The 21,876-nt window shown below is 45.5% G+C and carries 23 protein-coding genes; 15 read left to right on the forward strand and 8 right to left on the reverse strand.

The window, feature by feature from the left end:
• Window positions 1–10 precede the first annotated feature (10 nt).
• Window positions 11–778 carry an SDR family oxidoreductase gene (locus CFR83_RS02875; protein ID WP_088812470.1) on the reverse strand — a complete coding sequence of 256 codons (768 nt, stop codon included), beginning with the start codon at window positions 776–778 and terminating at the stop codon, window positions 11–13.
• Window positions 779–876: 98 nt separating this feature from the next.
• Between CFR83_RS02875 and glyA the strand changes: the two genes are divergently transcribed.
• The 11 genes from glyA (at window position 877) to nusB (ending at window position 8,588) form a co-directional block, all read left to right on the forward strand.
• Window positions 877–2,124 carry a serine hydroxymethyltransferase gene (gene glyA, locus CFR83_RS02880; protein ID WP_088812471.1) on the forward strand — a complete coding sequence of 416 codons (1,248 nt, stop codon included), beginning with the start codon at window positions 877–879 and terminating at the stop codon, window positions 2,122–2,124.
• A 22-nt stretch (window positions 2,125–2,146) separates the two neighbouring features.
• Window positions 2,147–2,593, forward strand: coding sequence for a transcriptional regulator NrdR (gene nrdR, locus CFR83_RS02885; protein ID WP_088812472.1), 447 nt, complete (start codon window positions 2,147–2,149; stop codon window positions 2,591–2,593).
• Between the two features lie 92 nt (window positions 2,594–2,685).
• Complete coding sequence (locus CFR83_RS02890; protein ID WP_088812473.1) at window positions 2,686–2,895, forward strand: prepilin-type N-terminal cleavage/methylation domain-containing protein; 210 nt, start codon at window positions 2,686–2,688, stop codon at window positions 2,893–2,895.
• Entirely contained in the window at window positions 2,892–3,530 is a 639-nt protein-coding gene (locus tag CFR83_RS02895) for a PilW family protein (RefSeq protein WP_088812474.1), read from the forward strand. The genes CFR83_RS02890 and CFR83_RS02895 overlap by 4 nt, the downstream gene beginning before the upstream one ends.
• Window positions 3,487–3,948, forward strand: coding sequence for a hypothetical protein (locus CFR83_RS08375; RefSeq protein ID WP_165765042.1), 462 nt, complete (start codon window positions 3,487–3,489; stop codon window positions 3,946–3,948). Before CFR83_RS02895 ends, CFR83_RS08375 begins: the two co-directional genes overlap by 44 nt.
• On the forward strand, window positions 3,920–4,537 hold the full coding sequence (locus CFR83_RS02900; protein ID WP_165765043.1) for a pilus assembly FimT family protein: 618 nt from the start codon (window positions 3,920–3,922) through the stop codon (window positions 4,535–4,537). The genes CFR83_RS08375 and CFR83_RS02900 overlap by 29 nt, the downstream gene beginning before the upstream one ends.
• A 48-nt stretch (window positions 4,538–4,585) precedes the next feature.
• Complete coding sequence (gene ribD, locus CFR83_RS02905; RefSeq protein ID WP_088812476.1) at window positions 4,586–5,710, forward strand: bifunctional diaminohydroxyphosphoribosylaminopyrimidine deaminase/5-amino-6-(5-phosphoribosylamino)uracil reductase RibD; 1,125 nt, start codon at window positions 4,586–4,588, stop codon at window positions 5,708–5,710.
• Window positions 5,711–5,732: 22 nt separating this feature from the next.
• The gene (locus CFR83_RS02910) at window positions 5,733–6,350 is read left to right on the forward strand and encodes a riboflavin synthase (RefSeq protein ID WP_088812477.1); all 618 of its coding nucleotides are present in this window, start codon (window positions 5,733–5,735) and stop codon (window positions 6,348–6,350) included.
• 51 nt (window positions 6,351–6,401) lie between these two features.
• A complete protein-coding gene (ribBA, locus tag CFR83_RS02915; RefSeq protein ID WP_088812478.1) occupies window positions 6,402–7,535 on the forward strand; it encodes a bifunctional 3,4-dihydroxy-2-butanone-4-phosphate synthase/GTP cyclohydrolase II in 1,134 nt (377 codons plus the stop codon).
• Window positions 7,536–7,571: 36 nt separating this feature from the next.
• On the forward strand, window positions 7,572–8,063 hold the full coding sequence (gene ribH, locus CFR83_RS02920; RefSeq protein WP_088812479.1) for a 6,7-dimethyl-8-ribityllumazine synthase: 492 nt from the start codon (window positions 7,572–7,574) through the stop codon (window positions 8,061–8,063).
• 36 nt (window positions 8,064–8,099) lie between these two features.
• On the forward strand, window positions 8,100–8,588 hold the full coding sequence (nusB, locus tag CFR83_RS02925; RefSeq protein WP_088812480.1) for a transcription antitermination factor NusB: 489 nt from the start codon (window positions 8,100–8,102) through the stop codon (window positions 8,586–8,588).
• Between the two features lie 113 nt (window positions 8,589–8,701).
• Here the strand turns inward: nusB and CFR83_RS02930 are convergent, their stop codons facing one another.
• Window positions 8,702–9,478 carry a lytic transglycosylase domain-containing protein gene (locus CFR83_RS02930; RefSeq protein WP_207758547.1) on the reverse strand — a complete coding sequence of 259 codons (777 nt, stop codon included), beginning with the start codon at window positions 9,476–9,478 and terminating at the stop codon, window positions 8,702–8,704.
• Between the two features lie 460 nt (window positions 9,479–9,938).
• On the opposite strand from CFR83_RS02930, the gene CFR83_RS02935 reads away from it, so the two are divergent.
• The gene (locus tag CFR83_RS02935) at window positions 9,939–11,330 is read left to right on the forward strand and encodes an NAD-dependent succinate-semialdehyde dehydrogenase (RefSeq protein ID WP_088812482.1); all 1,392 of its coding nucleotides are present in this window, start codon (window positions 9,939–9,941) and stop codon (window positions 11,328–11,330) included.
• A gap of 56 nt (window positions 11,331–11,386) precedes the next feature.
• Here the strand turns inward: CFR83_RS02935 and trmB are convergent, their stop codons facing one another.
• Window positions 11,387–12,193, reverse strand: a complete 807-nt coding sequence (gene trmB / locus CFR83_RS02940; RefSeq protein WP_088812483.1) for a tRNA (guanosine(46)-N7)-methyltransferase TrmB — start codon at window positions 12,191–12,193, stop codon at window positions 11,387–11,389.
• A 113-nt stretch (window positions 12,194–12,306) separates the two neighbouring features.
• Here trmB and CFR83_RS02945 point away from each other — a divergent pair, with 113 nt between their 5' ends.
• Window positions 12,307–12,756 carry a bactofilin family protein gene (locus tag CFR83_RS02945; RefSeq protein ID WP_133062454.1) on the forward strand — a complete coding sequence of 150 codons (450 nt, stop codon included), beginning with the start codon at window positions 12,307–12,309 and terminating at the stop codon, window positions 12,754–12,756.
• Here CFR83_RS02945 and CFR83_RS02950 read toward each other — a convergent pair.
• From CFR83_RS02950 to CFR83_RS02965, 4 genes are all read right to left on the reverse strand, one after another.
• Window positions 12,719–13,588 carry an undecaprenyl-diphosphate phosphatase gene (locus CFR83_RS02950; protein ID WP_088812485.1) on the reverse strand — a complete coding sequence of 290 codons (870 nt, stop codon included), beginning with the start codon at window positions 13,586–13,588 and terminating at the stop codon, window positions 12,719–12,721. The genes CFR83_RS02945 and CFR83_RS02950 overlap by 38 nt on opposite strands.
• A 113-nt stretch (window positions 13,589–13,701) precedes the next feature.
• On the reverse strand, window positions 13,702–14,922 hold the full coding sequence (locus tag CFR83_RS02955; RefSeq protein ID WP_088812486.1) for an ABC transporter permease: 1,221 nt from the start codon (window positions 14,920–14,922) through the stop codon (window positions 13,702–13,704).
• Window positions 14,919–15,620, reverse strand: coding sequence for an ABC transporter ATP-binding protein (locus tag CFR83_RS02960; protein ID WP_088812487.1), 702 nt, complete (start codon window positions 15,618–15,620; stop codon window positions 14,919–14,921). The genes CFR83_RS02955 and CFR83_RS02960 overlap by 4 nt, the downstream gene beginning before the upstream one ends.
• Window positions 15,621–15,655: 35 nt before the next feature.
• Window positions 15,656–16,978, reverse strand: a complete 1,323-nt coding sequence (locus CFR83_RS02965) for an efflux RND transporter periplasmic adaptor subunit (RefSeq protein WP_088812488.1) — start codon at window positions 16,976–16,978, stop codon at window positions 15,656–15,658.
• A 194-nt stretch (window positions 16,979–17,172) separates the two neighbouring features.
• Here CFR83_RS02965 and CFR83_RS02970 point away from each other — a divergent pair, with 194 nt between their 5' ends.
• Window positions 17,173–17,844 carry a protein-L-isoaspartate O-methyltransferase family protein gene (locus tag CFR83_RS02970; protein ID WP_088812489.1) on the forward strand — a complete coding sequence of 224 codons (672 nt, stop codon included), beginning with the start codon at window positions 17,173–17,175 and terminating at the stop codon, window positions 17,842–17,844.
• 50 nt (window positions 17,845–17,894) lie between these two features.
• Window positions 17,895–19,382: a TolC family protein gene (locus CFR83_RS02975; protein ID WP_243383328.1), complete on the forward strand. Its 1,488-nt coding sequence runs from the start codon at window positions 17,895–17,897 to the stop codon at window positions 19,380–19,382.
• Between the two features lie 44 nt (window positions 19,383–19,426).
• Here the strand turns inward: CFR83_RS02975 and CFR83_RS02980 are convergent, their stop codons facing one another.
• Window positions 19,427–21,874, reverse strand: a complete 2,448-nt coding sequence (locus CFR83_RS02980) for a Tex family protein (RefSeq protein ID WP_088812490.1) — start codon at window positions 21,872–21,874, stop codon at window positions 19,427–19,429.
• Between the last annotated feature and the right edge of the window lie 2 nt (window positions 21,875–21,876).

Here is a 21,876-nt window from a genome sequence, read left to right on the forward strand (position 1 = left end):
TGTTGCTATTTTAGTTTCTATAAACAGCCAATGGCCCAGATGCTTGGCAAGCTGGCATCATTTCAATCACATTGATGTTTACATGTGCTGGCAAAGTAGATGCCCAGTAAACAGACTCTGCAATATCAGTAGCTGTTAATGCCTGAACACCGTCATAAACTTTGGCGGCTTTTTCATCATCGCCCTTAAAGCGCACATTTGAGAATTCCGTACCAGAACATAAGCCTGGGGAGACATCCGTCACACGAATAGGTGTACCCAGTAAATCAGACTTGAGGTTTAAGCTGAACTGACGCACAAAAGCTTTAGTACCACCATACACGTTGCCACCTGGATATGGGTAACGCCCTGCAATAGAGCCTAAATTGAAGACATGACCTCTTCCACGCTCCACCATTCCTGGCAAGAAAGCACGTGTCATGTACATCAAACCTTTGATGTTGGTATCAACCATTCTTTCCCAGTCAGTTAAATCGACTTTATGGGCTGGCTCAAGACCCAAGGCCAAACCTGCGTTATTAACTAGAACATTAACGCCTGCAAAGTCTGCCGGCAGTTTCGCAGGCAGAGCAAAAACCGCCTCTTTATCAGTCACATCCAGTACCACTGTGTGTAAACGGGTTTGCTGATCAGCCGGTAGAGATTTTTTTAACTGTTCCAAGCGATCCACTCGACGACCGGCCGCAACCACTTTATGACCTTCGGCCAAATAGCGTTTTGCAATCGCTTGACCAAAGCCTGCTGTGGCTCCAGTCACCAATACTGTTAACTTAGTCATTTTTTGGTCTCCTTACTGGTTTTTTTGTATCATTTAGGTCTGCAGAGTTTAGCGTATGCTAGCCGCAAAATAGACGATCCTCATAGAAAGCCCTAATCATGTTCCAACGTAGTCAAACATTGGCCAAAACTGATCCCGCATTATGGGATGCCATCCAAGCAGAAAACAAGCGTCAAGAAGAGCATATCGAGCTGATTGCCTCTGAAAACTATACCTCTCCAGCGGTTTTGGAAGCCCAAGGCTCCCAATTAACTAATAAATATGCTGAAGGCTACCCAGGTAAGCGCTATTACGGTGGTTGCGAGTATGTGGACGTTGCTGAACAATTAGCAATTGACCGTCTAAAACAGATTTATGGCGCAGAAGCAGCCAACGTACAGCCTCACTGTGGCGCATCTGCCAATGAGGCAGTATTTTTGGCGTTTTTGAAGCCTGGCGACACAATTTTGGGTATGAGCTTGGCAGAAGGTGGCCACTTAACCCACGGCATGGCTCTTAATATGAGCGGCAAGTGGTTTAACGCTGTTGCCTATGGCCTTAATGAAAAAGAAGAGATTGATTACGATGCCATGGAGCGTTTGGCACGTGAGCACAAGCCAAAATTAATCATCGCTGGCGCATCTGCTTACTCATTGCACATTGATTTTGCTCGTTTTGCCAAAGTAGCCAAAGAAGTCGGCGCTATTTTTATGGTGGACATGGCTCACTACTCAGGTTTGATTGCTGCTGGTTTGTACCCTAATCCAGTGCCCCATGCTGATATCGTGACATCAACTACACACAAGAGCTTGCGTGGCCCACGTGGCGGCATCATCTTGATGAAAGCTGAACATGAAAAAGCTATTAACTCAGCCATTTTCCCAGGCTTGCAAGGCGGTCCTTTGATGCATGTGATTGCCGCTAAGGCAGTGGCCTTCAAAGAAGCACTAGAGCCAAGCTTTAAAGACTATCAACAACAAGTGTTAATCAATGCTAACGCCATGGCGCAAACTTTGATCAAACGTGGTTTACGCATTGTGTCTTCTGGCACTCAATCACACGTGATGCTTGTAGACCTTCGCGCTAAGAAGATCACTGGTAAAGAGGCTGAGCGTGTATTGGGCGAAGCACACATCACTTGCAACAAAAATGCGATTCCTAACGATCCTGAGAAACCATTTATTACAAGCGGTATCCGTTTAGGCTCACCAGCTATGACAACACGCGGCTTCAAAGAAGCTGAAGCTATTCAGGTAGCAAATTGGATTGCTGATGTTTTAGATAATCCTAATGATGCTGCCAATATTGCTAAAGTTCGTGAAGAAGTTGCTGCTCTAACTAAGCGCTTCCCTGTTTACAGCAACTAGGCAACAAGGCTCATAAGAAGATATGCACTGTCCTTTTTGCAAACATTCAGATACGCAAGTTTTAGATACTCGCGTATCTGAAGAAGGCGACCTCATTAAACGTCGTCGCCGTTGCGAAAAATGCGACAAACGCTTCACCACTTATGAGCGCGCTGAATTAGCACTCCCTGCGATTGTTAAAAAGAATGGCAGTCGCGTGGAGTACAACCGCAGCAAGATTGTGGATTCAATGGGTATTGCATTGCGCAAACGCCCAGTGTCTGCTGAAGCTGTTGAAGAAGCCATCCGAAACATCGAAGAACGTCTTCTTGCCATGGGTGAAAAAGAAATCGCCAGCGACCGAATTGGCGAACTCGTGATGCGCGAACTCAAGCGCCTTGATAAAGTTGCCTACATTCGCTTCGCATCTGTTTATAAGAGCTTTACAGACATTGAGTCATTTGAAAGCGCGCTTAAAGAGTTGAAGTAAGTCATCAGCCCTTACTTATTTTCAGAAAATTCGTACACAAAAATCAGCAAACGCTGATTTTCAGATAGCCGCAGGGTTGGCATCATCTATGGATGTCTTCGCATACAAATACTGACGGTTTTACCTTGATTGAAGTTTTGATCGCCATTAGCTTGCTTGGTGGATCGTATTTTGTGATTTCCTCCACACAACAGTTCGTGAGCAGCTATTCACTCAAACTTGAACATGATTTTTTTGAGCTCATCGAGCTGAGCAATGAGCATGAACTATCGATTGCTTTACTTGAGTGGGGTGATGAATGAACCTAATTGAATTAATGGTCTCAAATGTGCTGGGCAGCATTATTTTGGTGGGCATTACTCAATCGGGATATCAGCTTTATCAAAGCATTGAGAGGCACTTAGTTCGAGCAACCTTGCACAACGAAGCATTACAAGCAATTCAGATGATGGGGCAAGCCATCCAAACAGCGAGCCTGCCTAAAGGTGCCACATTTCAATTAATGGCAAAAGATAGTTCTAGCATGAGTAGTAGCCAGACCGGTCAGTTTCAGGTACGCAAGGGCTCCGCTAGCTTAGATGGCTCGGATGCTTTTTATACCAACCACGCAGATGAATCAGTTGGATATCAAGCATTCTTTATTCAGTATCAGGGTCATCATGAACAACGTGAGGGTGTGCTGTATTTGCAAACCAAGAATAAAAAGGGACATCTACAAAATGATGCATTGATCGGGCACGTTCAATCAATGCAAATCCAGACGGGTATTAAAAGAGGTCAAAGTATTGAGTGGCATGAACCCTACGAGTTAAACGAAAGAGCATCAAAAAGTAGACCCCACTGGAAACAAGTCAAAGCATTAAAACTACGGATCAAACTTCATAAAAATAGACATGGCCTTGAAATCGAGAAGATTTTTGCACTACGACATTCCTAATGAGATGGCTTTCGGTAGACAAGCTGGCTATGTCATTCCAAGTATCTTAGGATTTTTATTACTCATAAGCCTAGCAACCATCTCAGCATTGAATATTGCTGCCACACATATTCGAATGATTCAAAGTGAGAGTGATTACCTAAAGACTTTTATATCAGCAGAACGATCGTTGATCGAGGCCGAAAGAAACTTGAGTCTGGGTCTTAATGTGAATAATGAAGTTGATGTTGAGACCTACAAACCAAAATACTTTCGCAATAAATCAGGAATTAGTAGTCAACACTACAAGGTTACAAGCTCAGCCAAATCACCACTTACTCATGTACAACTACAAAGCACGATTCGAATTGATACCCCTCAAACCGCATCAAAAAATAAACTCAAGCAAATTGAACGACTTGATTGGAAGAAATTATGAAAGTGACAGTTATCAATGTGATTTGGAGACCGGCTTTACTCTCATTGAAGTGCTGATATGCACTTTTTTAATCGCAATCATTGCAAGCACATTGATAGAATCATTTAGTCGTCAGATAGCACAGCAGCAATTAAATGAAGTGATCCATGCTTTTATTCAAGATGCGCAATTAGCAAGGCAACTATCACGTCAACTCAATGTAAAAGTTAGCCTGCAACCAGCCAATGAAAGAGACCCTCAGAATTGGTCAAATGGCTGGGCAATTATTCAACCTACTGATACCTCGATGAGAGGAATAATGCTCAAAACGTACCCACTCAATCAACCTCATTTGCATGCTCAAGTTCAGATCGCGACTCATCTTTTAAAAGATAGCCAGCAATTTACGGATATGAGTGCACCCAAGAAAGCACGGCACATCAGTTTTTTGGGTGGGGAGCCCGCACTACTGCATAACGGTGGATTTGTGGCAAATCGAATCATTTGGCAACATAAAAGCTACCCCGAGTTAATGCGTCACGTGATTTTGGGACCAGGTGGTCGGTGGCGAATTTGTGATCCAGGAAAAGATTCTCAAAAATGCCTGTAAAGTGGATATCACCTCTAAAATGAGACACATTGTTATTAATGACGTGCCATGTATACCCAAGAAGACCATGACTACATGAATATGGCCTTGGCAGAAGCCAAGAAGTCGCTATTCATCAGCAACCCAAATCCCCGGGTAGGCTGCGTCATTGTCAAAAATAACCAAGTCATTGGTTTTGGGCACACACAAGCAGCAGGATCAGACCATGCTGAAATTGTGGCACTCAAAGATGCAAAAGCTAAAGGCTTTGATGTGAGTGGCTCAACGGTGTATGTCACTTTAGAACCATGCTGCCATCATGGTCGTACACCACCATGCACAGACGCTTTAATTAATGCCAAGGTTGCAACAGTCATTGCAGCTATGACAGACCCTAATCCATTGGTTGCAGCTCAAGGTCTTGAAAAACTTCGCATTGCTGGTATTGAAGTACGTTGCGGCCTGTTAGAAAAAGAAGCTTCTGAATTAAATATCGGTTTTATTCAGCGCATGACTCAAGGCAAACCTTGGGTACGGTTAAAGATTGCCGCCAGTCTTGATGGCAAAACTGCGCTACACAACGGTGTAAGTCAATGGATCACTAGCAGTGACGCACGCCACGATGGTCATATGTGGCGAGCCAGAGCTTGTTGTATTTTGACTGGCATTGGCACTGTCAAAGAAGACAATCCTCAACTCAATGTCAGAGATATTGAAACACCAAGACAACCTCTTCGTGTATTAATTGACTCTTTCTTAGAAGTTCCACTGGATGCAAAAATACTTGATGAGTCCATCGGTGGTCATACAGTAGTTGTTTGTGGTCAAGTTGATGCTGAGCATTTTGAAAAAATGTCTCAAGCATTGCGAGAAAAAAATGTTACGCTCGTTGCTTTACCTGATGCATCTAATAGCAAAGGTAAAGTAGATCTTCCCGCACTATTTAAATATTTGGCAGAAAAATTACATATCAACGAAGTACACGTTGAGGCGGGCTTTAAGCTGAATGGCTCATTGATACGCGAGGGTTGCGTTGATGAATTACTGATCTACATGGCGCCCAAACTATTGGGAGATGCGGTGGGCATGGCTAATTTACCTAGCCTTAGCACTTTAGATGATGTTAAGACCTGGGATTTGATTGACCACGTCTCTGTTGGCGATAATCTACGGATTAGATTAAAAAAGAAATAACCCCACAAAAAAAGAGACTGCTATGTTTACCGGAATCATTCAAGCCGTAGGACAAATCGAAACAGTTGAAAAACTGGGTGATGGCCTACGCCTTCATATTAATGCCGGCAAGTTAGATATGAGCGATGTACAACTTGGGGATAGCATTGCTTTACAGGGTGCTTGCATGACTGTTATTGCCATGACACCCACTCACTTCTCTATTGATATTTCTGCAGAGTCACTGAACAAAACAACTGGTCTAGATAAAACTGGTTTTGTTAATTTAGAAAAAGCCTTGCGCTTGAATGATCGCTTGGGCGGTCATTTGGTGAGCGGTCATGTGGATGGCATGGGCGAAGTGGTTACATTCGAACAAGTGCACACAGACAGCGCTGATGGATCTTGGCATTTAGTCATCAGAGCACCCTTGTCTTTGGCTAAGTACCTAGCCTATAAAGGGTCCATTGTTGTGAATGGCACGTCCCTCACTGTTAATCAGATTGAAGACGAGGCAAACGGTTGCCTCATGCATATCAATTTAATCCCTCACACCCTAGAAAACACGACTTTGCAGTACCTAAAGGCGGGGTCCATCGTGAACCTAGAAGTCGATTTGATCGCTCGCTATGTTGAGCGCATGATGAGCTTTAAGTCTTAAATAGCCCTAAAACTGAGCATTCGCTCAAAAAAGCCTTAAAATCATGGGTCTATGTCAAGCACAGCCTATTCTCTCGCCACCACAGAAGAAATCATTGCCGAAATGCGCGCTGGTCGCATGGTCATTTTGGTTGATGAAGAGGATCGCGAGAATGAAGGCGATTTAGTTCTAGCAGCAGACCATGTCACGCCAGAAGCAATTAATTTCATGGCCAAATATGGCCGTGGCTTGATTTGCCTAACACTCACCCGCGAGCGCTGTGAGCAATTAAATTTGCCATTAATGGTGCGTGATAACACTGCTGCACTGGGTACTAACTTCACGGTTTCTATCGAAGCTGCTGAAGGTGTAACAACAGGTATTTCTGCAGCAGACCGCTCTCACACTGTCAAAGTGGCAGTGGCCGCCAATGCCAAGCCTCGCGACATCGTGATGCCTGGGCATATCTTCCCACTCATGGCGCAAGCTGGTGGTGTTTTAGTTCGCTCAGGTCACACTGAAGCAGGTTGTGATTTAGCAGAATTAGCGGGCTGCAGCCCAACATCGGTTATTTGCGAAATCATGAAAGACGATGGCGAAATGGCTCGCCTTCCAGATTTAATCGAATTTGCAAAAGAGCATGGTCTAAAGATCGGCACAATTGTTGATTTGATTCATTACCGCAGTCGTAATGAAAGCATCATTAGCCGCCAAGGCACTCGTACTTTCAATACTCCTTGGGGTCCATTACAAGGCATTGCCTATAAAGACAGCCCTACAGGCTGTGCACACCTTGCTTTGGTCAAGGGTAATCCGAACCCTAATCAAGAAACTTTGGTGCGTGTGCATGAGCCCGCAACAATTTTGGATTTATTGGAAACAGAATCAGCCAGTCACTCATGGCCAGTGACAGAAGCTATTAAGACAATTGCTCAAAGTGAAGCAGGTGCCATCGTATTACTTAACTGCGCAGGATCTGCTGCAGTTAATACCGATGCTTGGTTTAACCAATTGGGCAAACTTGATGGCATTGCTCCCGTGAACCCTCAAAGAAAAACAGATTTCCGCACTTACGGTATTGGTGCGCAGATTTTGAAGGACTTGGGTATACGTAAAATGAAGTTATTAGCAAAACCAGGAAAGCTGCCAACGATGGCAGGTTACGACTTAGAGGTCACTGGTCATCTTGCATTCAAAGCCTCTTAGGTTATTTTTACTCAACGCATCACATAAAGGTTTCACATGCCACTATCAAATATTGATCGAATTGAAGCTGACTTAAACGGTCAAGACCTTTGCATTGGCATAGTTCAAGCACGCTTTAACACTCCAATTTGCGAAGCACTCACAGAAGCGTGCGTGAAGGAGCTTCTAGCTTTAGGTGTGGCAGAAACAGATATTGTGATTACAACTGTTCCTGGCGCATTAGAGATTCCGCTAACACTACAAAAACTCACTGAAAGTGGTGAGTTTGATGCATTGATTGCACTCGGTGCTGTGATACGTGGTGAAACCTACCATTTTGAATTGGTTTCTAACGAATCAGGCGCTGGCATTACACGCGTGGGACTTGATTACGGGATTCCAATCGCCAATGGCGTTCTTACTTGTGAAACCGATGAGCAAGCAGAAGCACGTGTTCTTGAAAAAGGTCGTGACTGCGCTCGTACCGCTGTAGAAATGGCTAATTTATCAATTGGCTTAACTCCTGATGACGAAGTTGAAGAAGATTAATCAGGTATCACTCTCAATTAGTATTTTTGGCCATTTATGAACTTTGATCCTCAACAACTCAATAAGCCGATTTCATCTGTGACGGTGAAACGCTCCTTAACACCCCGCCGTCGTGCCCGTGAATACGCCCTACAAGGCGTTTATCAGTGGTTAGTGATCAAAGCCGCTGGTGGTTTTGCAGATTACGCCACGATTGCCAAACAATTGGGTGAAGATCCAGGCTTTAAAAAAGCTCAAAAGGATTTGTTTGACCATCTATTTGCTGGAGTTGTGAATCATTACGACACCCTAGAGAGAAAAATCAAAGAACACGTTGATCGCCCAATGGAAGAACTATCTCCTGTTGAGTATGGCGCCCTTCTCATTGCCACCTTTGAACTTGCTGAAGATATCAGCGTGCCATTTAAGGTGGCCATTAACGAAGCCGTCGAGCTTGCTAAGGTGTTTGGCGGTACCGATGGTCACAAGTATGTAAATGGCGTATTAGATAAATTGGCTCAACAACTTAGACCTCATGAAATGTGATTGATTGAAGAACTATTTGTGTTCACATTGACATTAGTAACTTGCTAATTGCTGACATAAACAAAAAGCCTGCTTTATAAGCAGGCTTTTTTGTATCTAATGTCTAAAACTGATTAAAGGACTTTAGAGCGAATCACAGCCACTTTTAGTGCAGCTGCTTGTTTTAAGCGCTCACGCTCAGCTAAGACCTTTTCACCGTAACCACCATCACTGATAAACATTGATGAGGCGCCCACGTACAGGCGCAAGCCAGCCTCTAAAGAGCCGCCCTTGGCAATGTACTCACGCAAAATCAAAGAGCCTACGCGCATATTGGCATCAGGATCTAATGCTGCGTGATCACCGCCAAAAATTTGATACTTTTCAGCGTGTACACGAGTCATGACCTGCATTAAGCCTTGCGCACCCTTTTTGCTCTGCGCAACTGGGTTAAAACTAGACTCAATCGCTGTTACAGCCAGAATCAAAGTTGGGTCTAAGCCCACCTCACGACTGACAGCAATGGCTTTTTCCACAAAATTCATGCTGTCAGCATGTTCAATTTTGTATTTATTTGCTAAATAACGAGCCACCGCCTGACGCTCAGCGTAGCTACGCAGCACATTTTGATCAATGGCTTGGCTATCTACTAAGTTTGTAGGAATTTTGGAGGCTTCCTGAGCCACTGAGGGCACTGGTGAGAATCCAGTACTTAAGATGTCATAAGCTTCAGCTGGTATCAGTAAAGTGGCCATTTCCATCTTGCTGCTAGGCTGGCTCATCCAAAGGGCTGCCACTAGGAAGGCTGCTCCGATGTATAAGCTGCTCAGAATGCTTTTAAACTTCGTTTTAAAGGCCAATAGCTGTGCTTCAGACTCGGCACCACCGATCTGCATCACTGCTGTAGTCATATTCAACGTGTTTATCTTCATATCCATCTTCATTTAAAAAAACATTTTGGTGACTGGTTTCAAACTAAGTTCAAAATTTGTGCGCCGCAACATCTCTTTCAGTTGACGCATCTTAGGAAGACTTATATACACTGTCAAGAATATAAAAATTAATTATTATTCTATTTAGTTATTAAAAGACTGTATGAAGTACCATATGTTCTGTGGATAAGGTGGGTGAACCGTTGACCCATAAGGTTAAATTTAATGTTAGTAAGCACTAATTTCTTATTCTGAAAAACCTATATTTAGTCTAATTTTTTCCCTAAAAACGATAGATTGATTGACTACCCCTATAAATATTAGGGTTTTACCTGAGGTTTAAAGGTGATCGCTAACAAGCCCTGATAAGCATGCTAACCTTTGGTCTAACAAAAAAGTAGACCAAATAGACAATAACTGCAAAACCCCAAGAGACAGAATGAACCCCTCAACATTTAGCGTGTCCAACCCTGCCAATCAAGCAGTCATTGCCCAAGTTAAGAACATGACCCCTGCTGATGCTCTAGCAGCAGTCCAAAAAGCTGAGAGTGCCTTACCAATTTGGCGAACCAAAACTGGCAAAGAGCGCGCCGCCATCATGAGACGCTGGTTTAATCTCATCAACCGAGACGCTGATCGCCTAGCCAAACTCATGACTGAGGAACAAGGTAAAGCCTTGGTAGAAGCGAAAGGTGAAGTTATCTACGCCGCCTCTTTTATTGAATGGTTCGCAGAAGAAGCCAAACGTGTCATGGGGGCGGTACCAGCCAGTCCATGGGCAGATAAGAGAATGATGGTGCTTAAACAACCCATCGGTGTATGCGTATCAATTACTCCATGGAACTTTCCGTTAGCCATGATCACCCGCAAGGTCGCTCCTGCGATTGCGGCAGGTTGCACCATTGTCATCAAACCCGCTGAGCAGACACCACTATCAGCATTGGCTTTAGGAGAGTTAGCAAAAGAAGCTGGCATCCCAAATGGCGTTATTAATATAGTGACAGCAGATGCCACTAACTCCATAGCAATTGGAGAAGCGCTTTGCTCGTCTCCCGTGGTTAGACACCTATCTTTCACAGGATCCACACCAGTGGGTCGGATTCTGATGGAACAATGCGCTCCCACAATTAAGAAAGTAGCCTTGGAATTAGGTGGACACGCGCCATTCATTGTTTTTGAAGATGCCAACCTTGATGCGGCTGTTGAAGGAGCCATCCAATCTAAGTACCGCAACGCAGGGCAAACTTGCGTATGCACTAACCGCTTTTATGTTCACGAAAGTTTGCACGACGCCTTTGTTCAACAATTGGCAGAAGCCACCAAGAAAATAAAAGTCGCCCCTGGCCTAGAACCTGGCAGCCAATTAGGGCCGCTGATCGATCAACAAGCAGTTGATAAGGTGAAGTCTCATGTCGCAGATTCCATCCAAAAAGGGGCTCAGTTGGTCATCGGTGGCAAACTCCATGCGCTAGGTGGCACTTTTTATGAGCCAACTGTTTTATCTGGCGTTAAAAAAGGCATGCTGATCACTGAAGAAGAAACCTTTGGTCCTGTAGCTGCCGTAATTCCATTTAACACTGAGGCTGAAGTCATACAGATGGCCAACGATAGTGAATATGGTCTAGCGTCGTACTTTTACAGCAGAGACATTGGTCGCATTTGGCGAGTGGCTGAAGCCTTGGAATTTGGCATGGTCGGCGTCAATACAGGAATCATTTCTAACGAAGTGGCGCCCTTTGGAGGCGTAAAACAATCTGGCCTTGGCAGAGAAGGCAGTGTTTGGGGTATCGAAGAGTACCTAGAAATGAAATACGTGTGTTTGGGCTTGTAATTAAACTAATCTAAGTTTTTTAGATTATTTATATTCGTGATTATTTCTGTTTCGAATTATTTTTTACGAAACACCAAATCCCAAACACCGTGACCTAGTCTGATGCCACGGTTTTCAAACTTAGTCACTGGGCGATAGCTTGGACGTTCTGCATATCCACTAGGCAAAGTTCCTGTATTGATAAGCGTTGGCTCAGCAGATAACACTTCCATCATTTGCTCTGCATACTCTTGCCAGTCAGTGGCCAAGTGCCAGTAGCCACCTGATTTAATTCGACTACTTAATAAAGCAACAAACTCTGGTTGAATCAAACGACGTTTGTTATGGCGTTTTTTGTGCCAAGGATCTGGAAAATACACGTGTACACCATCCAGAAAGCCTTCGGGAATCATATTTTCAACAACCTCAACAGCATCATGTCTCATGAGGCGCAAATTAGTGATTCCTTCTTCACCAATGGTCTTGAGTAAAGCACCAACACCCGGCTCATGAACTTCAATGGCTAAAAAGTCATCACCTGGTCGTGCGGTAGCAATCTTGGCAGTTGTTTCCCCCATACCAAAACCAATCTCTAGGATTTTGGTGCGATTAGGTGAAGTGGCTACTCGATTGTTGCCATCCTGATGAAAGCTTTTTTGCCAATCAATTCCTTCACCAGTGTAGGGCAATAAAAATTGAGGCCCTAATGTTTCAATCGCCCGAGCTTGTCCAGCAGTTAAACGACCTGTTCTTAAAACAAAGGATTTGATGCGGTGTAAATAATTAGCCGACTCTGCTCCTGCTTCAACAGCAATTTGGGCATCTTCAAAACGAGTGCGCAATCTTGGCGTCTCTGCTGGCTTAGGTGATTTATTTTCTGACATGCCGGCTATTTTAGTCTTGCCGTGGGAATGGCTAGCTAGGTTTTCAAGTTCTTAGCCCTAGCCCAAGAGCTAATCCCTTATAATTATGACAATCATTTTATTTTTGTCATATTTTGTTTAAGAAGAAAAAAGAACTTCCTCAAGGCATGGAGAGTTTTGACACCCTAGTGGGTAAAAGCTCTCAGATACACGGCCGCATGACTGTGCATGACAGCATCCGCATTGACGGAAAGATTTTTGGCAACCTAGAACCAGCTGATGACCATACTTGCAGCATAGCAGTAGGCCCTACTGGAGTGGTCACCGGGAATATTCATTGCCACAGAGCCTATATTGCTGGAACTGTTCTGGGCAACATTTTTGCTAAAGAGTTAATCGTTTTATCTGATAGCGCCGTAGTGCGCGGCGACATCAGCTCAGACTCATTCAATATTGCGAGTGGCGCCGTGGTGGATGGCACGATGTTGCAAGCTAATCGCAAAGTACGCGACCCGCAACAGAGTCGCGTGAGCCAAACCAATATTTTTAATGAGTCCAGCTCACTAGACCGCTCCACGCAGTAACTAACACCAATACGCCAAAAATAATTCGGTACCAGGCAAAGACTTTAAAGTCATGCGTGGCTACATAACGAATTAACCAACGAATACACACAAAAGCTGATACAAACGAAACAGCAAAACCAATGCCTAAGGCTGGTCCAAAGCTTGCCGAAGAGGTCTCACCCAACACATGGCGCAGTTTCACCAACTCATACAAAGTAGCTCCCGCAATCACTGGAATTGCTAAGAAAAAAGAGAACTCAGTAGCAACGGTTCTAGGTAAACCAAATAACATGCCGCCAATAATGGTTGCTCCCGATCTAGATGTCCCAGGTATTAAAGCAGCACATTGGGCTAAGCCAATTTTTAGAGCGTCACGCCAACGCAAATCATCTACGTTCTCAATCGACTGAGTGAATAAGACTTGATTGGTCTCACCTTGCTCAATTTTCTTTTGACGAGCTTCTGCCCAAAAAATAATCAAACCACCCACAATGAAAGCAGAGGCTACAGGTATTGGGGAAAACAACACACTCTTAATGTATTTGCCGAATAACAGTGCCAAGGTAATTGCTGGAATCGTGGCAACAATGACATTCATGGCAAAACGCTGGGATGCTCTTCTCGAGCCAATACTTGTCACCACGGTTATTAACTTTTGACGATATTCCCAACACACTGCCAAGATGGCGCCAAACTGAATAATGACTTCAAAGGCCTTGCCTTTGTCATCATTAAAGTTAAGCAGGTCACCCACCAAAATCAAATGACCAGTCGAAGAAATCGGGAGGAACTCTGTGAGGCCTTCAACAAGACCTAAGACAACTGCTTTAAGAATTAAGTAAATATCCATGTGCGCATCATAAAGCTAGCGATCACTTTTATACACACCTCAAATAGCTTTTTTCTCATTTTGATGAGAGTTTTGAGTAGTTACTCGAATTGCCTCGAGATTCTTATGATTTTTTACTCGTACCTCAAAGCTTGTATTGGCTGCATGGCTGATGCCTTGCGCGCTGGGTAGTATCCAAAGAAAATGCCAATTACTGCGGAAAAGCCAACCGCTAAGATGATCGACAAGATTGACAGCTCTACTCGCCATTCAGCTAACTCAGCAACTAGCCACGTGCCTAGGCCACCCAAGAGAATGCCCAATACCCCACCAATGGTGGATAAGGTGATGGCTTCAACCAAGAACTGAGACAGAATATCTTTACCTCTGGCACCGACTGCCAAACGCAAGCCAATCTCACGGGTTCTCTCGGTCACAGAGACTAACATGATGTTCATGATGCCAATGCCACCTACCAATAGGCTCACCGAAGCAACCGCTGCCAATAGGATGGACATGACCTTGCTGGCCGCCTCTTGAGCTTGCAATATTTCTGTCAAGTTACGCAGTGAAAAGTCATCGGGCGCATTGGGGCCTAAGCGGTGACGCTGCCTGAGTAAATCCCTGACCTTATCTTCAGCGACTGTCATGTCAACGCCGTCGTGCGCCTTGATAAAGATGGAGCTCACACGACCGATGCGCCCCTGCAGCGCGCCAAATATTTTGTTGCGCGCGGTTGATAGCGGCATGATGACGATGTCATCCTGATCTTGCCCCATCATGCTCTGGCCTTTTTTCTCTAAAAGTCCAATCACGGTAAACGGCACGCCACGCACGCGAATGATTTGATCAACCGGATCTGTTTCACCAAAAAGTTCTCGTGCCACTGTTTGACCGATGATCGCCACTTTGCCTGAACTAGTTAGCTCTCCCATCTCGAACATGCGGCCACTCACCAAATTCCAGTCACGCGCCTCAAAGTACTCCGGCGTGGCCCCCACAATCGCTGCCAACCAGTTGGTGTTACCCCAAACGATTTGCCCGCTACCCCGATGGGTTGGCGCAGCTACTTGTATTTCTGGTATTTCGCGCATCACCGCCCAAGCATCATCTTCAACAAGAGTTTGCGCTGTCCCTGTGCCACCTCGCACACCGGCTGTCGTGACAGAACCTGGCCAAAGAATCATGAGATTTGAGCCTAACCCGGCAATTTGCTCTTTGACTCTGGCTTGCGCACCACTGCCTACTGCAATCATGACAATGACTGCTGCTACACCAATGATGATGCCTAGCATCGTCAACGCAGAGCGTAACTTGTTAACTTTGAGAGCTTGAAGAGCGATGGGCAAGTTCATGATGCAACACCGCCTGACAATAACTTGCCATCCTTAAACGTGATGGTGCGTTTGGCATAAGCGGCCACATCAGGCTCATGAGTGACCACAATCACCGTCATACCCTGCTTATTTAACTGAGTGAGTAAATCCATCACCTCAGCACTTGTTTTTGAATCCAATGCCCCTGTGGGCTCATCTGCCAAAATCAAATCAGGGTCGTTGACCAAAGCCCTAGCAATGGCGACTCGCTGTTGCTGACCGCCCGATAACTGAGCAGGTGTATTTAATAAGCGCGCGCCTAAACCTACTTGCTCTAAGCGTTGCTTAGCGTGCTCGTAGCGCTCTTCTTTGGTTAGCCCCGCGAGAGGGCCTTGTCTAGCGTATAAGAGAGGGAGTGCCACGTTTTCGATGGCAGAGGTACGGGCCAGCAGATTGAACTGCTGAAAAACAAAACCAATGCGGCGGTTGCGTAAATCTGCCAACGCATCGCCGTCCATGGCAGCAACATCTTCACCGCCCAAGTGATAGCTACCACTGGTCGGTAAGTCGAGGCAACCCATCATGTTCATAAATGTCGATTTACCAGATCCGGATGCTCCAACAATGGCAACAAACTCACCCTCATTGATGTCAATCGACACGTCATCCAAGGCATGCACCACATGCTCGCCCATGCCATAGGTTTTAACTAGGTGCCGAGTTTCGATGAGGGCCATAGAGAGATTGAAAGGACGTGACTTATTAAAGTGCTTTAGAACAATCTTGGGCCAGTGACCTTGGGAGTAGCTGATGAACCTCCAGCTTTAGTGCTCGAGCCAACAATTACCTGGTCACCCACTTTGAGGCCGTAGTTACCCTCTTGATCAGGTAGCACCTCGGTTGCACCGCCGTCGCTCATGCCAACACGAATTGTTTTCTGCACAGGCTTTGGTTTAAGACCACCGTCTTCCAACACCCAGACTTTGCGTGTTGTTGGTCTTTGAGCGCCCGAGTAGGGCTTACCGCCTTCTCTCATTCCTTTGGCTGGACGATCTTTGGCCCCCTCTGGCTTATTAGTAGTACCAGCTGCAGAATTGTTGGCCGAGGTGTTCACCGACTTATCTGCTGCTTTATTTGACTCAAGGCCAGCAATCATTTCTGGCATCTTAAAGCGCAGCGCCGCGTTCGAGATGCGCAATACCTTTTCTTTTTGCTCAGTAATAATCGATGCGTTGGCTGTCATACCTGGTAGTAATTTCAAATCTGGATTTTCAGCGGTGAGCAAGACTGTGTAGGTCACCACGTTCTGAATACTCACAGGTGCCTTGCGCACCTGCTTGACCTTGCTTTGGAATACGCGACCTGGAAATGCATCGACTGTAAAGCTAGCAGTCATGCCTTCAGTAATGCGCCCCACGTCGGACTCATCAATCGCAGTCTCGACCTGCATGTCTGACAAGTCTTGAGCGATGATGAATAACTCGGGCGCCTGCAAGCTCGCCGCCACCGTTTGGCCACGCTCAACACTACGCTTAACCACCACCCCATCCACCGGCGCACGAATCACTGTATCGTCCAACGCTTTTTTAGCCATCGCCATGGCAGCTTTGGCACTTTTATAAGCACTCAAGGTTTGATCAACCGCCGCCTGAGAAATAAAATTCTTCTCTAAAAGCCTTTTGTTGTTTTCATGGTTGCGGTTAGCCAAGACGTAATTGGCTTCGGCTTGCTCAAAACGCGCCTGCCATTCACGGGCATCGATGCGCGCAATGACCTGACCTTTTTTGACCACATCATTAAAGTCCACATAGATCTCTTGCAACATACCAGAGACTTGGGTACCCACCTGCACTGACTTAACAGGATTCAGAGTGCCGCTGGCACTAATTGTCACCAACAAGGGGCCTTCTTCAACAGTGACTGTTTTGTACTGAGGATCATTCCAACCCAAGGCACCTGCCAAGAGCTTCCAACCCACAGCCAGGAATATCAAAACTGCCGCCACATAAATCACTCTGCGTACCCATGCATGTTGAGTAAATGCAGAACGAAGGGGCCTCATCCATGTTGCGATTGAATTAATTATTTTTTGCATGCGCCAATAGTACAAAAGTAAATGAAGGTAAGGGTTTTAAGTTAAATCAACAATTTCCTAATTGTGCTGCAAAAAATGAATTTAATCTTGCCCCACCCAGTAAAATGAAGAAATTCGTTTATTTAAGCCAAAGCACTAAGTTTTATCTGGCAATAATAAGTAAAACTAACCGCCCATACTGAATAGGAAGAAGCATGAGCCAAGATTTTGAAGCGATTCGTTACAAACTCGTTGAACAACAAATTCGCCCATGGAAGGTGGATGATTTGGACGTTCTTGGCACCCTTCATCAAATTCCTCGCGAGAACTTTGTGAGTGCTGATCAAAAGGTATTGGCTTTTATTGACACGAAGCTACCGCTACCAGGCGCGAAGAATCCCTGCCAAGTCATGCTAGAGCCAAAAATGGAAGCACGCCTTTTACAAGCTCTTAAGCCCAAGAAAACAGAAAAAGCCTTAGAAGTTGGCGCTGGCTCAGGCTATATGGCGGCACTTTTAGCAGCTCACGCTAAATCAGTAACATCGGTTGATATTGATCCTGAGATGGTGACTCTTGCTAAGTCCAACTTAGCAAGAGCTTATATTTCCAATGTGACCGTTGAGGTAGGTGATGCTTATACCGGTTGGGGAGATCAGAGTTACGACATCATTTGCGTATCAGGTGGCATGCCAAGCTTATATGAAGGTTTGAAGCAACAGTTAGCGATTGGCGGTCGTTTAGTAGCCTTCATTGGCGAAGCACCAGTCATGAATGCCGTCTTGGTCACACGCCTGAATGCCACAAATTTCACAGAAAACATCTTGTTTGAGACCTTGGTACCAAACTTGACCTCTGCCAAAGTTAAAACTGCCTCATTTAGTTTCTAAACCAGGTCTGTTTTCTGCAAAATCAAGCACTTTGGTGCAAAATGAGATTCATGAAATTAAATACAGTGAATAAGTCGGCAACCAAACCAAACCAAAAGAAGATGGTTCTAGCAATCGCCATAGCGCTTGCTAGCTCAACAGCTAGCTTTTCAAGTCTAGCGGCAGACCCGACTGATCAAAAAGTAGTAGCAACAGCCAACGCTACATCTACTCAAGAAAGTGATTTACTGACCCTATATCGTCAGGCAGCTTTGAGTGATCCTGTATTTAATTCAGCGAAGTACAACTACATCGCAGGCAAAGAAAAACTGTGGCAAGGTTTTTCTGTATTAACACCACAAGTTACTGCCGTCGGTAGCGAAACTAAAAATAATCTCACCCGCAAAGGTGAGACAGAAGTTCCTCTCAAAAGTCGTGCATGGTCAGTGAGACTCACCCAGCCATTATTTAACTGGGATAAATGGGAACAATTTAGACAAGGCGATTTGGCTACATCTATTGCCGAAGCGCAATACGCTGCTGCAGAACAAGATTTGGTACTACGCGTCACCGAGGCTTACTTCAATGTTTTAAATGCTCAAGATACTTTGAATTTGAGTCGCAATAAAAAGACTTTGATCAAAGAACAATTAGAACAAGCAAAGCGCAACTTCGAAGTTGGTACCGCCACCATCACTGATACACACGAGGCACAGTCTCGTTACGACTTGGTGGTAGCTCAAGAGTTAGCCGCAGAAGCAGATTTGCTTATTAAGCGTAGTGCGCTCGAACAATTAACTGGTAGCAATATTGGCAATCTAAAGAGCCTAAGCTCACAAGCCAAGATTGAAATCATTGCCAAAGAACGCAAGATCAAACTCAAAAATAATCAAAAGCCTAGCAAGATCAATATTGAAAATGCTGTGGCTGTTCAACCGAATCAGGATATTCAAGGTTGGATCAAACAGGCTGAAGATGTTAGCTACACCATCATCGCTAGCAAGCTTGCCTATGAAATTGCCCAAAAAGATACCAACCGCGCAATTGCCGGTCATGCCCCATCCATTGATTTGATTGCACAACGTGGTTACAACGATAGCGAGAGCGGTGGCATCGGCGTGAACTACCGAGCGTACTCAAGCCAAGCAAGTATCCAAGTAACCATCCCTTTATTTAGCGGCGGATATACCCAATCAGTGGTGCGTGAAAAGTCTGCACTGGCTAGCAAAGCGCTTGCTGATTACGAAAATACTCGTCGCAGCGTCGCTCAAGCAACACGTCAGGCTTATTTGGGATTTACGAGCGGCTTGGCTCAGGTGAAGGCTTACGAAGCTGCAGAGATATCAGCGCTATCAGCACTGGACTCTAATAAACTTGGTTATGAAGTGGGTGTGCGCATCAATATTGACGTTTTAAACGCTCAAGATACTTTGTTCACAACCCGCAGAGATTTAGCCAAGTCACGCTACGACACAATCTTGAATGGCTTAAAACTAAAAGCTCAGGCATCTGTATTAAGCGACGAAGACCTACAGGCGGTCAACGCGCTACTTAAATAAAAACTAATCAACAAAACCTTAAAAAGCCAGCGTCGCTGGCTTTTTTACTGCTTGGCCTTTAGTTTTGCAAAGGCTTCTGCAAACGCAGTGTTACCCTGAGGCGCCTGCCTTGGGGACCCAGAAGAAGCTCGATCGCCACGCTCTGTTGAGTGACCCTTTTGACGAGCAACATCAGATCGATTGGCTCCACCAGATGATCCACTCGCCGCAGCGTCATTTAACTTCATGGTGAGCCCAATGCGGCGACGCTTTACATCAACCTCTAGCACCTTGACCTTGACGACCTGCCCAGCCTTCACCACCTCGTGCGGGTCTTTAACAAACTTATCCACCAGCGCAGAGACATGCACTAAGCCATCTTGATGCACACCGATATCAATGAACGCACCAAAGGCGGCGACGTTGGTGACCACGCCCTCGAGAATCATCCCGGGGACTAGCTGATTAATGTCTTCAACGCCCTCTTCAAAGCTTGCTGTCTTGAATTCTGGGCGGGGGTCTCTACCAGGCTTCTCTAACTCCGCCAAAATATCTTTGATAGTGACGATGCCAAATTTTTCATCCACAAAATCATTGGCAGCGACTTTCTTAAGTAGTTCTTTATCGCCCATCACCTCTGCCACTGGCTTACCAATCCTAGAGAGAATCTTCTCAACCAATGGGTAAGACTCGGGGTGCACCGATGATTGGTCTAGAGGGTTGTCGCCACCGCTGATACGCAAAAATCCAGCAGCTTGCTCAAAGGCTTTATCACCTAATCGAGGCACCCCTTTTAATGCCTCACGATTATTAAAGCGCCCCTTGCTATCTCTGAACGAAACAATATTTCTGGCAAGCCCTGCATTTAGACCTGATACTTTTGATAGTAGTGGCACAGAGGCCGTGTTGAGGTCCACACCCACAGCGTTCACGCAGTCCTCAACTACTGCATCCAGTGTTCTGGATAACTGGAACTGGTTGACGTCGTGCTGATACTGACCAACACCAATCGCTTTGGGTTCAATCTTCACAAGCTCTGCTAAAGGATCTTGCAGGCGACGTGCAATCGATACTGCACCGCGCAGCGATACATCCAAATCAGGAAATTCTTGCGCTGCTAATTCTGAAGCTGAGTAAACAGAGGCTCCGGCCTCAGAGACTACAATTTTTTGCAAAGTTAATGCTGTTTTACCTGCTACCAACTTCATCAAATCTTTAACAAGACGATCTGTCTCACGGCTGGCTGTGCCGTTGCCAATTGCGATCAATGAAACCTGATGCTTGACGCATAACGCACCTAAGATTGCTAGAGAACCATTCCAATCTTTGCGAGGCTCATGTGGGTAGATGGTGGCGGTTTCCAATAGCTTGCCCGTGGCATCCACGATGGCCACCTTACAACCCGTCCTGATCCCTGGGTCAACCCCCATCACTACTTTTGGTCCAGCAGGTGCAGCCAACAAGAGTTCGTGGAGGTTGCGTGCAAAAACTTTGATCGCCTCTGTTTCTGCTGCTTCACGTAATTGTGTAAAAAGTGCCATTTCTAACGACAAAGACGTTTTTACTCGCCATGTCCAACGGCACACCTCTGCTAACCACTTATCAGCAGGCCGACCTAATTGCTCAACGCCCACATGTTTAGCAATCATCAACTCACACGGATGAGGTATTAGTGACTCTTGAGATTCCTCAAGTGATAACTTCAATTGCAACACACCCAATTGACGACCCCTGAATAAAGCCAATGCTCTATGAGAAGGCACCAAACGAATCGGCTCGGAGTAAGCGTAGTAGTCGCGGAACTTTTCTTCCTCAGCCATCTCTTGGCCGTCGACGACCTTGGAGTTCACGATGCCCTGAGTCCAGAGATGGTGGCGCAACTTTGCCAACAATTCAGCCGTTTCAGAAAACTCTTCAGCCAAGATATCTCTGGCACCATCTAAGGCAGTCCTCACGTCCGGCACCAAGGGCTTCGCTCCCTCCTCACCTGCTTGAGATTTTTTAATTTGCTCAGGGGTGAGCGCAGCATAGGCAGCAGGTTCAATGTTGATGTACCTGGCGGCCTCTGTCTGCGGATCGAGTTTTGGATCAGCCATCAGGCTTCTGGCCAGTGGCTCTAAACCGGCTTCGCGAGCAATCATCGCCTTGGTTCTGCGACGCGGTTTGTAGGGCAGGTATAAATCTTCTAATACTTGCTTTGTATCTGCCGCGTTGATTACTTTCACCAAGGCATCGGTTAACTTACCCTGCTCATGAATCGATTTCAGAATCGCAGCACGACGCTCTTCTAACTCTCTTAAGTAAAGTAAGCGCTCCTCTATATTACGCAGTTGTGTGTCATCCAAGCCACCTGTCACCTCTTTACGATAACGCGCAATAAAAGGCACTGTTGCACCCTCATCCATCAAGGCCACCGAGACAGCAATTTGCTGTGGACGCACGCTCATTTCAGAGGCAATTTGATGATTGATGCGTAGGGCAGTTTGCTCTGCTGTAGGCAAGCTTAAATCCATGT

Source organism: Polynucleobacter victoriensis (genome assembly GCF_900187875.1).
Classification (GTDB): Bacteria; Pseudomonadota; Gammaproteobacteria; order Burkholderiales; family Burkholderiaceae; genus Polynucleobacter; species Polynucleobacter victoriensis.

Coding starts and splice junctions, on each gene's coding strand:
- nusB (WP_088812480.1), top strand. CDS start 8,100: ATGAACTTTGATCCTCAACAACTCAATAAGCCGATTTCATCTGTGACG.
- CFR83_RS02890 (WP_088812473.1), top strand. CDS start 2,686: ATGTCTTCGCATACAAATACTGACGGTTTTACCTTGATTGAAGTTTTG.
- CFR83_RS02960 (WP_088812487.1), bottom strand. CDS start 15,620: ATGGCCCTCATCGAAACTCGGCACCTAGTTAAAACCTATGGCATGGGC.
- CFR83_RS02955 (WP_088812486.1), bottom strand. CDS start 14,922: ATGAACTTGCCCATCGCTCTTCAAGCTCTCAAAGTTAACAAGTTACGC.
- CFR83_RS02975 (WP_243383328.1), top strand. CDS start 17,895: ATGAAATTAAATACAGTGAATAAGTCGGCAACCAAACCAAACCAAAAG.
- CFR83_RS02965 (WP_088812488.1), bottom strand. CDS start 16,978: ATGCAAAAAATAATTAATTCAATCGCAACATGGATGAGGCCCCTTCGT.
- CFR83_RS08375 (WP_165765042.1), top strand. CDS start 3,487: ATGGCCTTGAAATCGAGAAGATTTTTGCACTACGACATTCCTAATGAG.
- CFR83_RS02950 (WP_088812485.1), bottom strand. CDS start 13,588: ATGGATATTTACTTAATTCTTAAAGCAGTTGTCTTAGGTCTTGTTGAA.
- glyA (WP_088812471.1), top strand. CDS start 877: ATGTTCCAACGTAGTCAAACATTGGCCAAAACTGATCCCGCATTATGG.
- CFR83_RS02980 (WP_088812490.1), bottom strand. CDS start 21,874: ATGGATTTAAGCTTGCCTACAGCAGAGCAAACTGCCCTACGCATCAAT.
- trmB (WP_088812483.1), bottom strand. CDS start 12,193: ATGTCAGAAAATAAATCACCTAAGCCAGCAGAGACGCCAAGATTGCGC.
- ribD (WP_088812476.1), top strand. CDS start 4,586: ATGTATACCCAAGAAGACCATGACTACATGAATATGGCCTTGGCAGAA.
- CFR83_RS02895 (WP_088812474.1), top strand. CDS start 2,892: ATGAACCTAATTGAATTAATGGTCTCAAATGTGCTGGGCAGCATTATT.
- CFR83_RS02910 (WP_088812477.1), top strand. CDS start 5,733: ATGTTTACCGGAATCATTCAAGCCGTAGGACAAATCGAAACAGTTGAA.
- nrdR (WP_088812472.1), top strand. CDS start 2,147: ATGCACTGTCCTTTTTGCAAACATTCAGATACGCAAGTTTTAGATACT.
- CFR83_RS02935 (WP_088812482.1), top strand. CDS start 9,939: ATGAACCCCTCAACATTTAGCGTGTCCAACCCTGCCAATCAAGCAGTC.
- ribBA (WP_088812478.1), top strand. CDS start 6,402: ATGTCAAGCACAGCCTATTCTCTCGCCACCACAGAAGAAATCATTGCC.
- CFR83_RS02930 (WP_207758547.1), bottom strand. CDS start 9,478: ATGACTACAGCAGTGATGCAGATCGGTGGTGCCGAGTCTGAAGCACAG.
- ribH (WP_088812479.1), top strand. CDS start 7,572: ATGCCACTATCAAATATTGATCGAATTGAAGCTGACTTAAACGGTCAA.
- CFR83_RS02875 (WP_088812470.1), bottom strand. CDS start 778: ATGACTAAGTTAACAGTATTGGTGACTGGAGCCACAGCAGGCTTTGGT.
- CFR83_RS02970 (WP_088812489.1), top strand. CDS start 17,173: ATGAGCCAAGATTTTGAAGCGATTCGTTACAAACTCGTTGAACAACAA.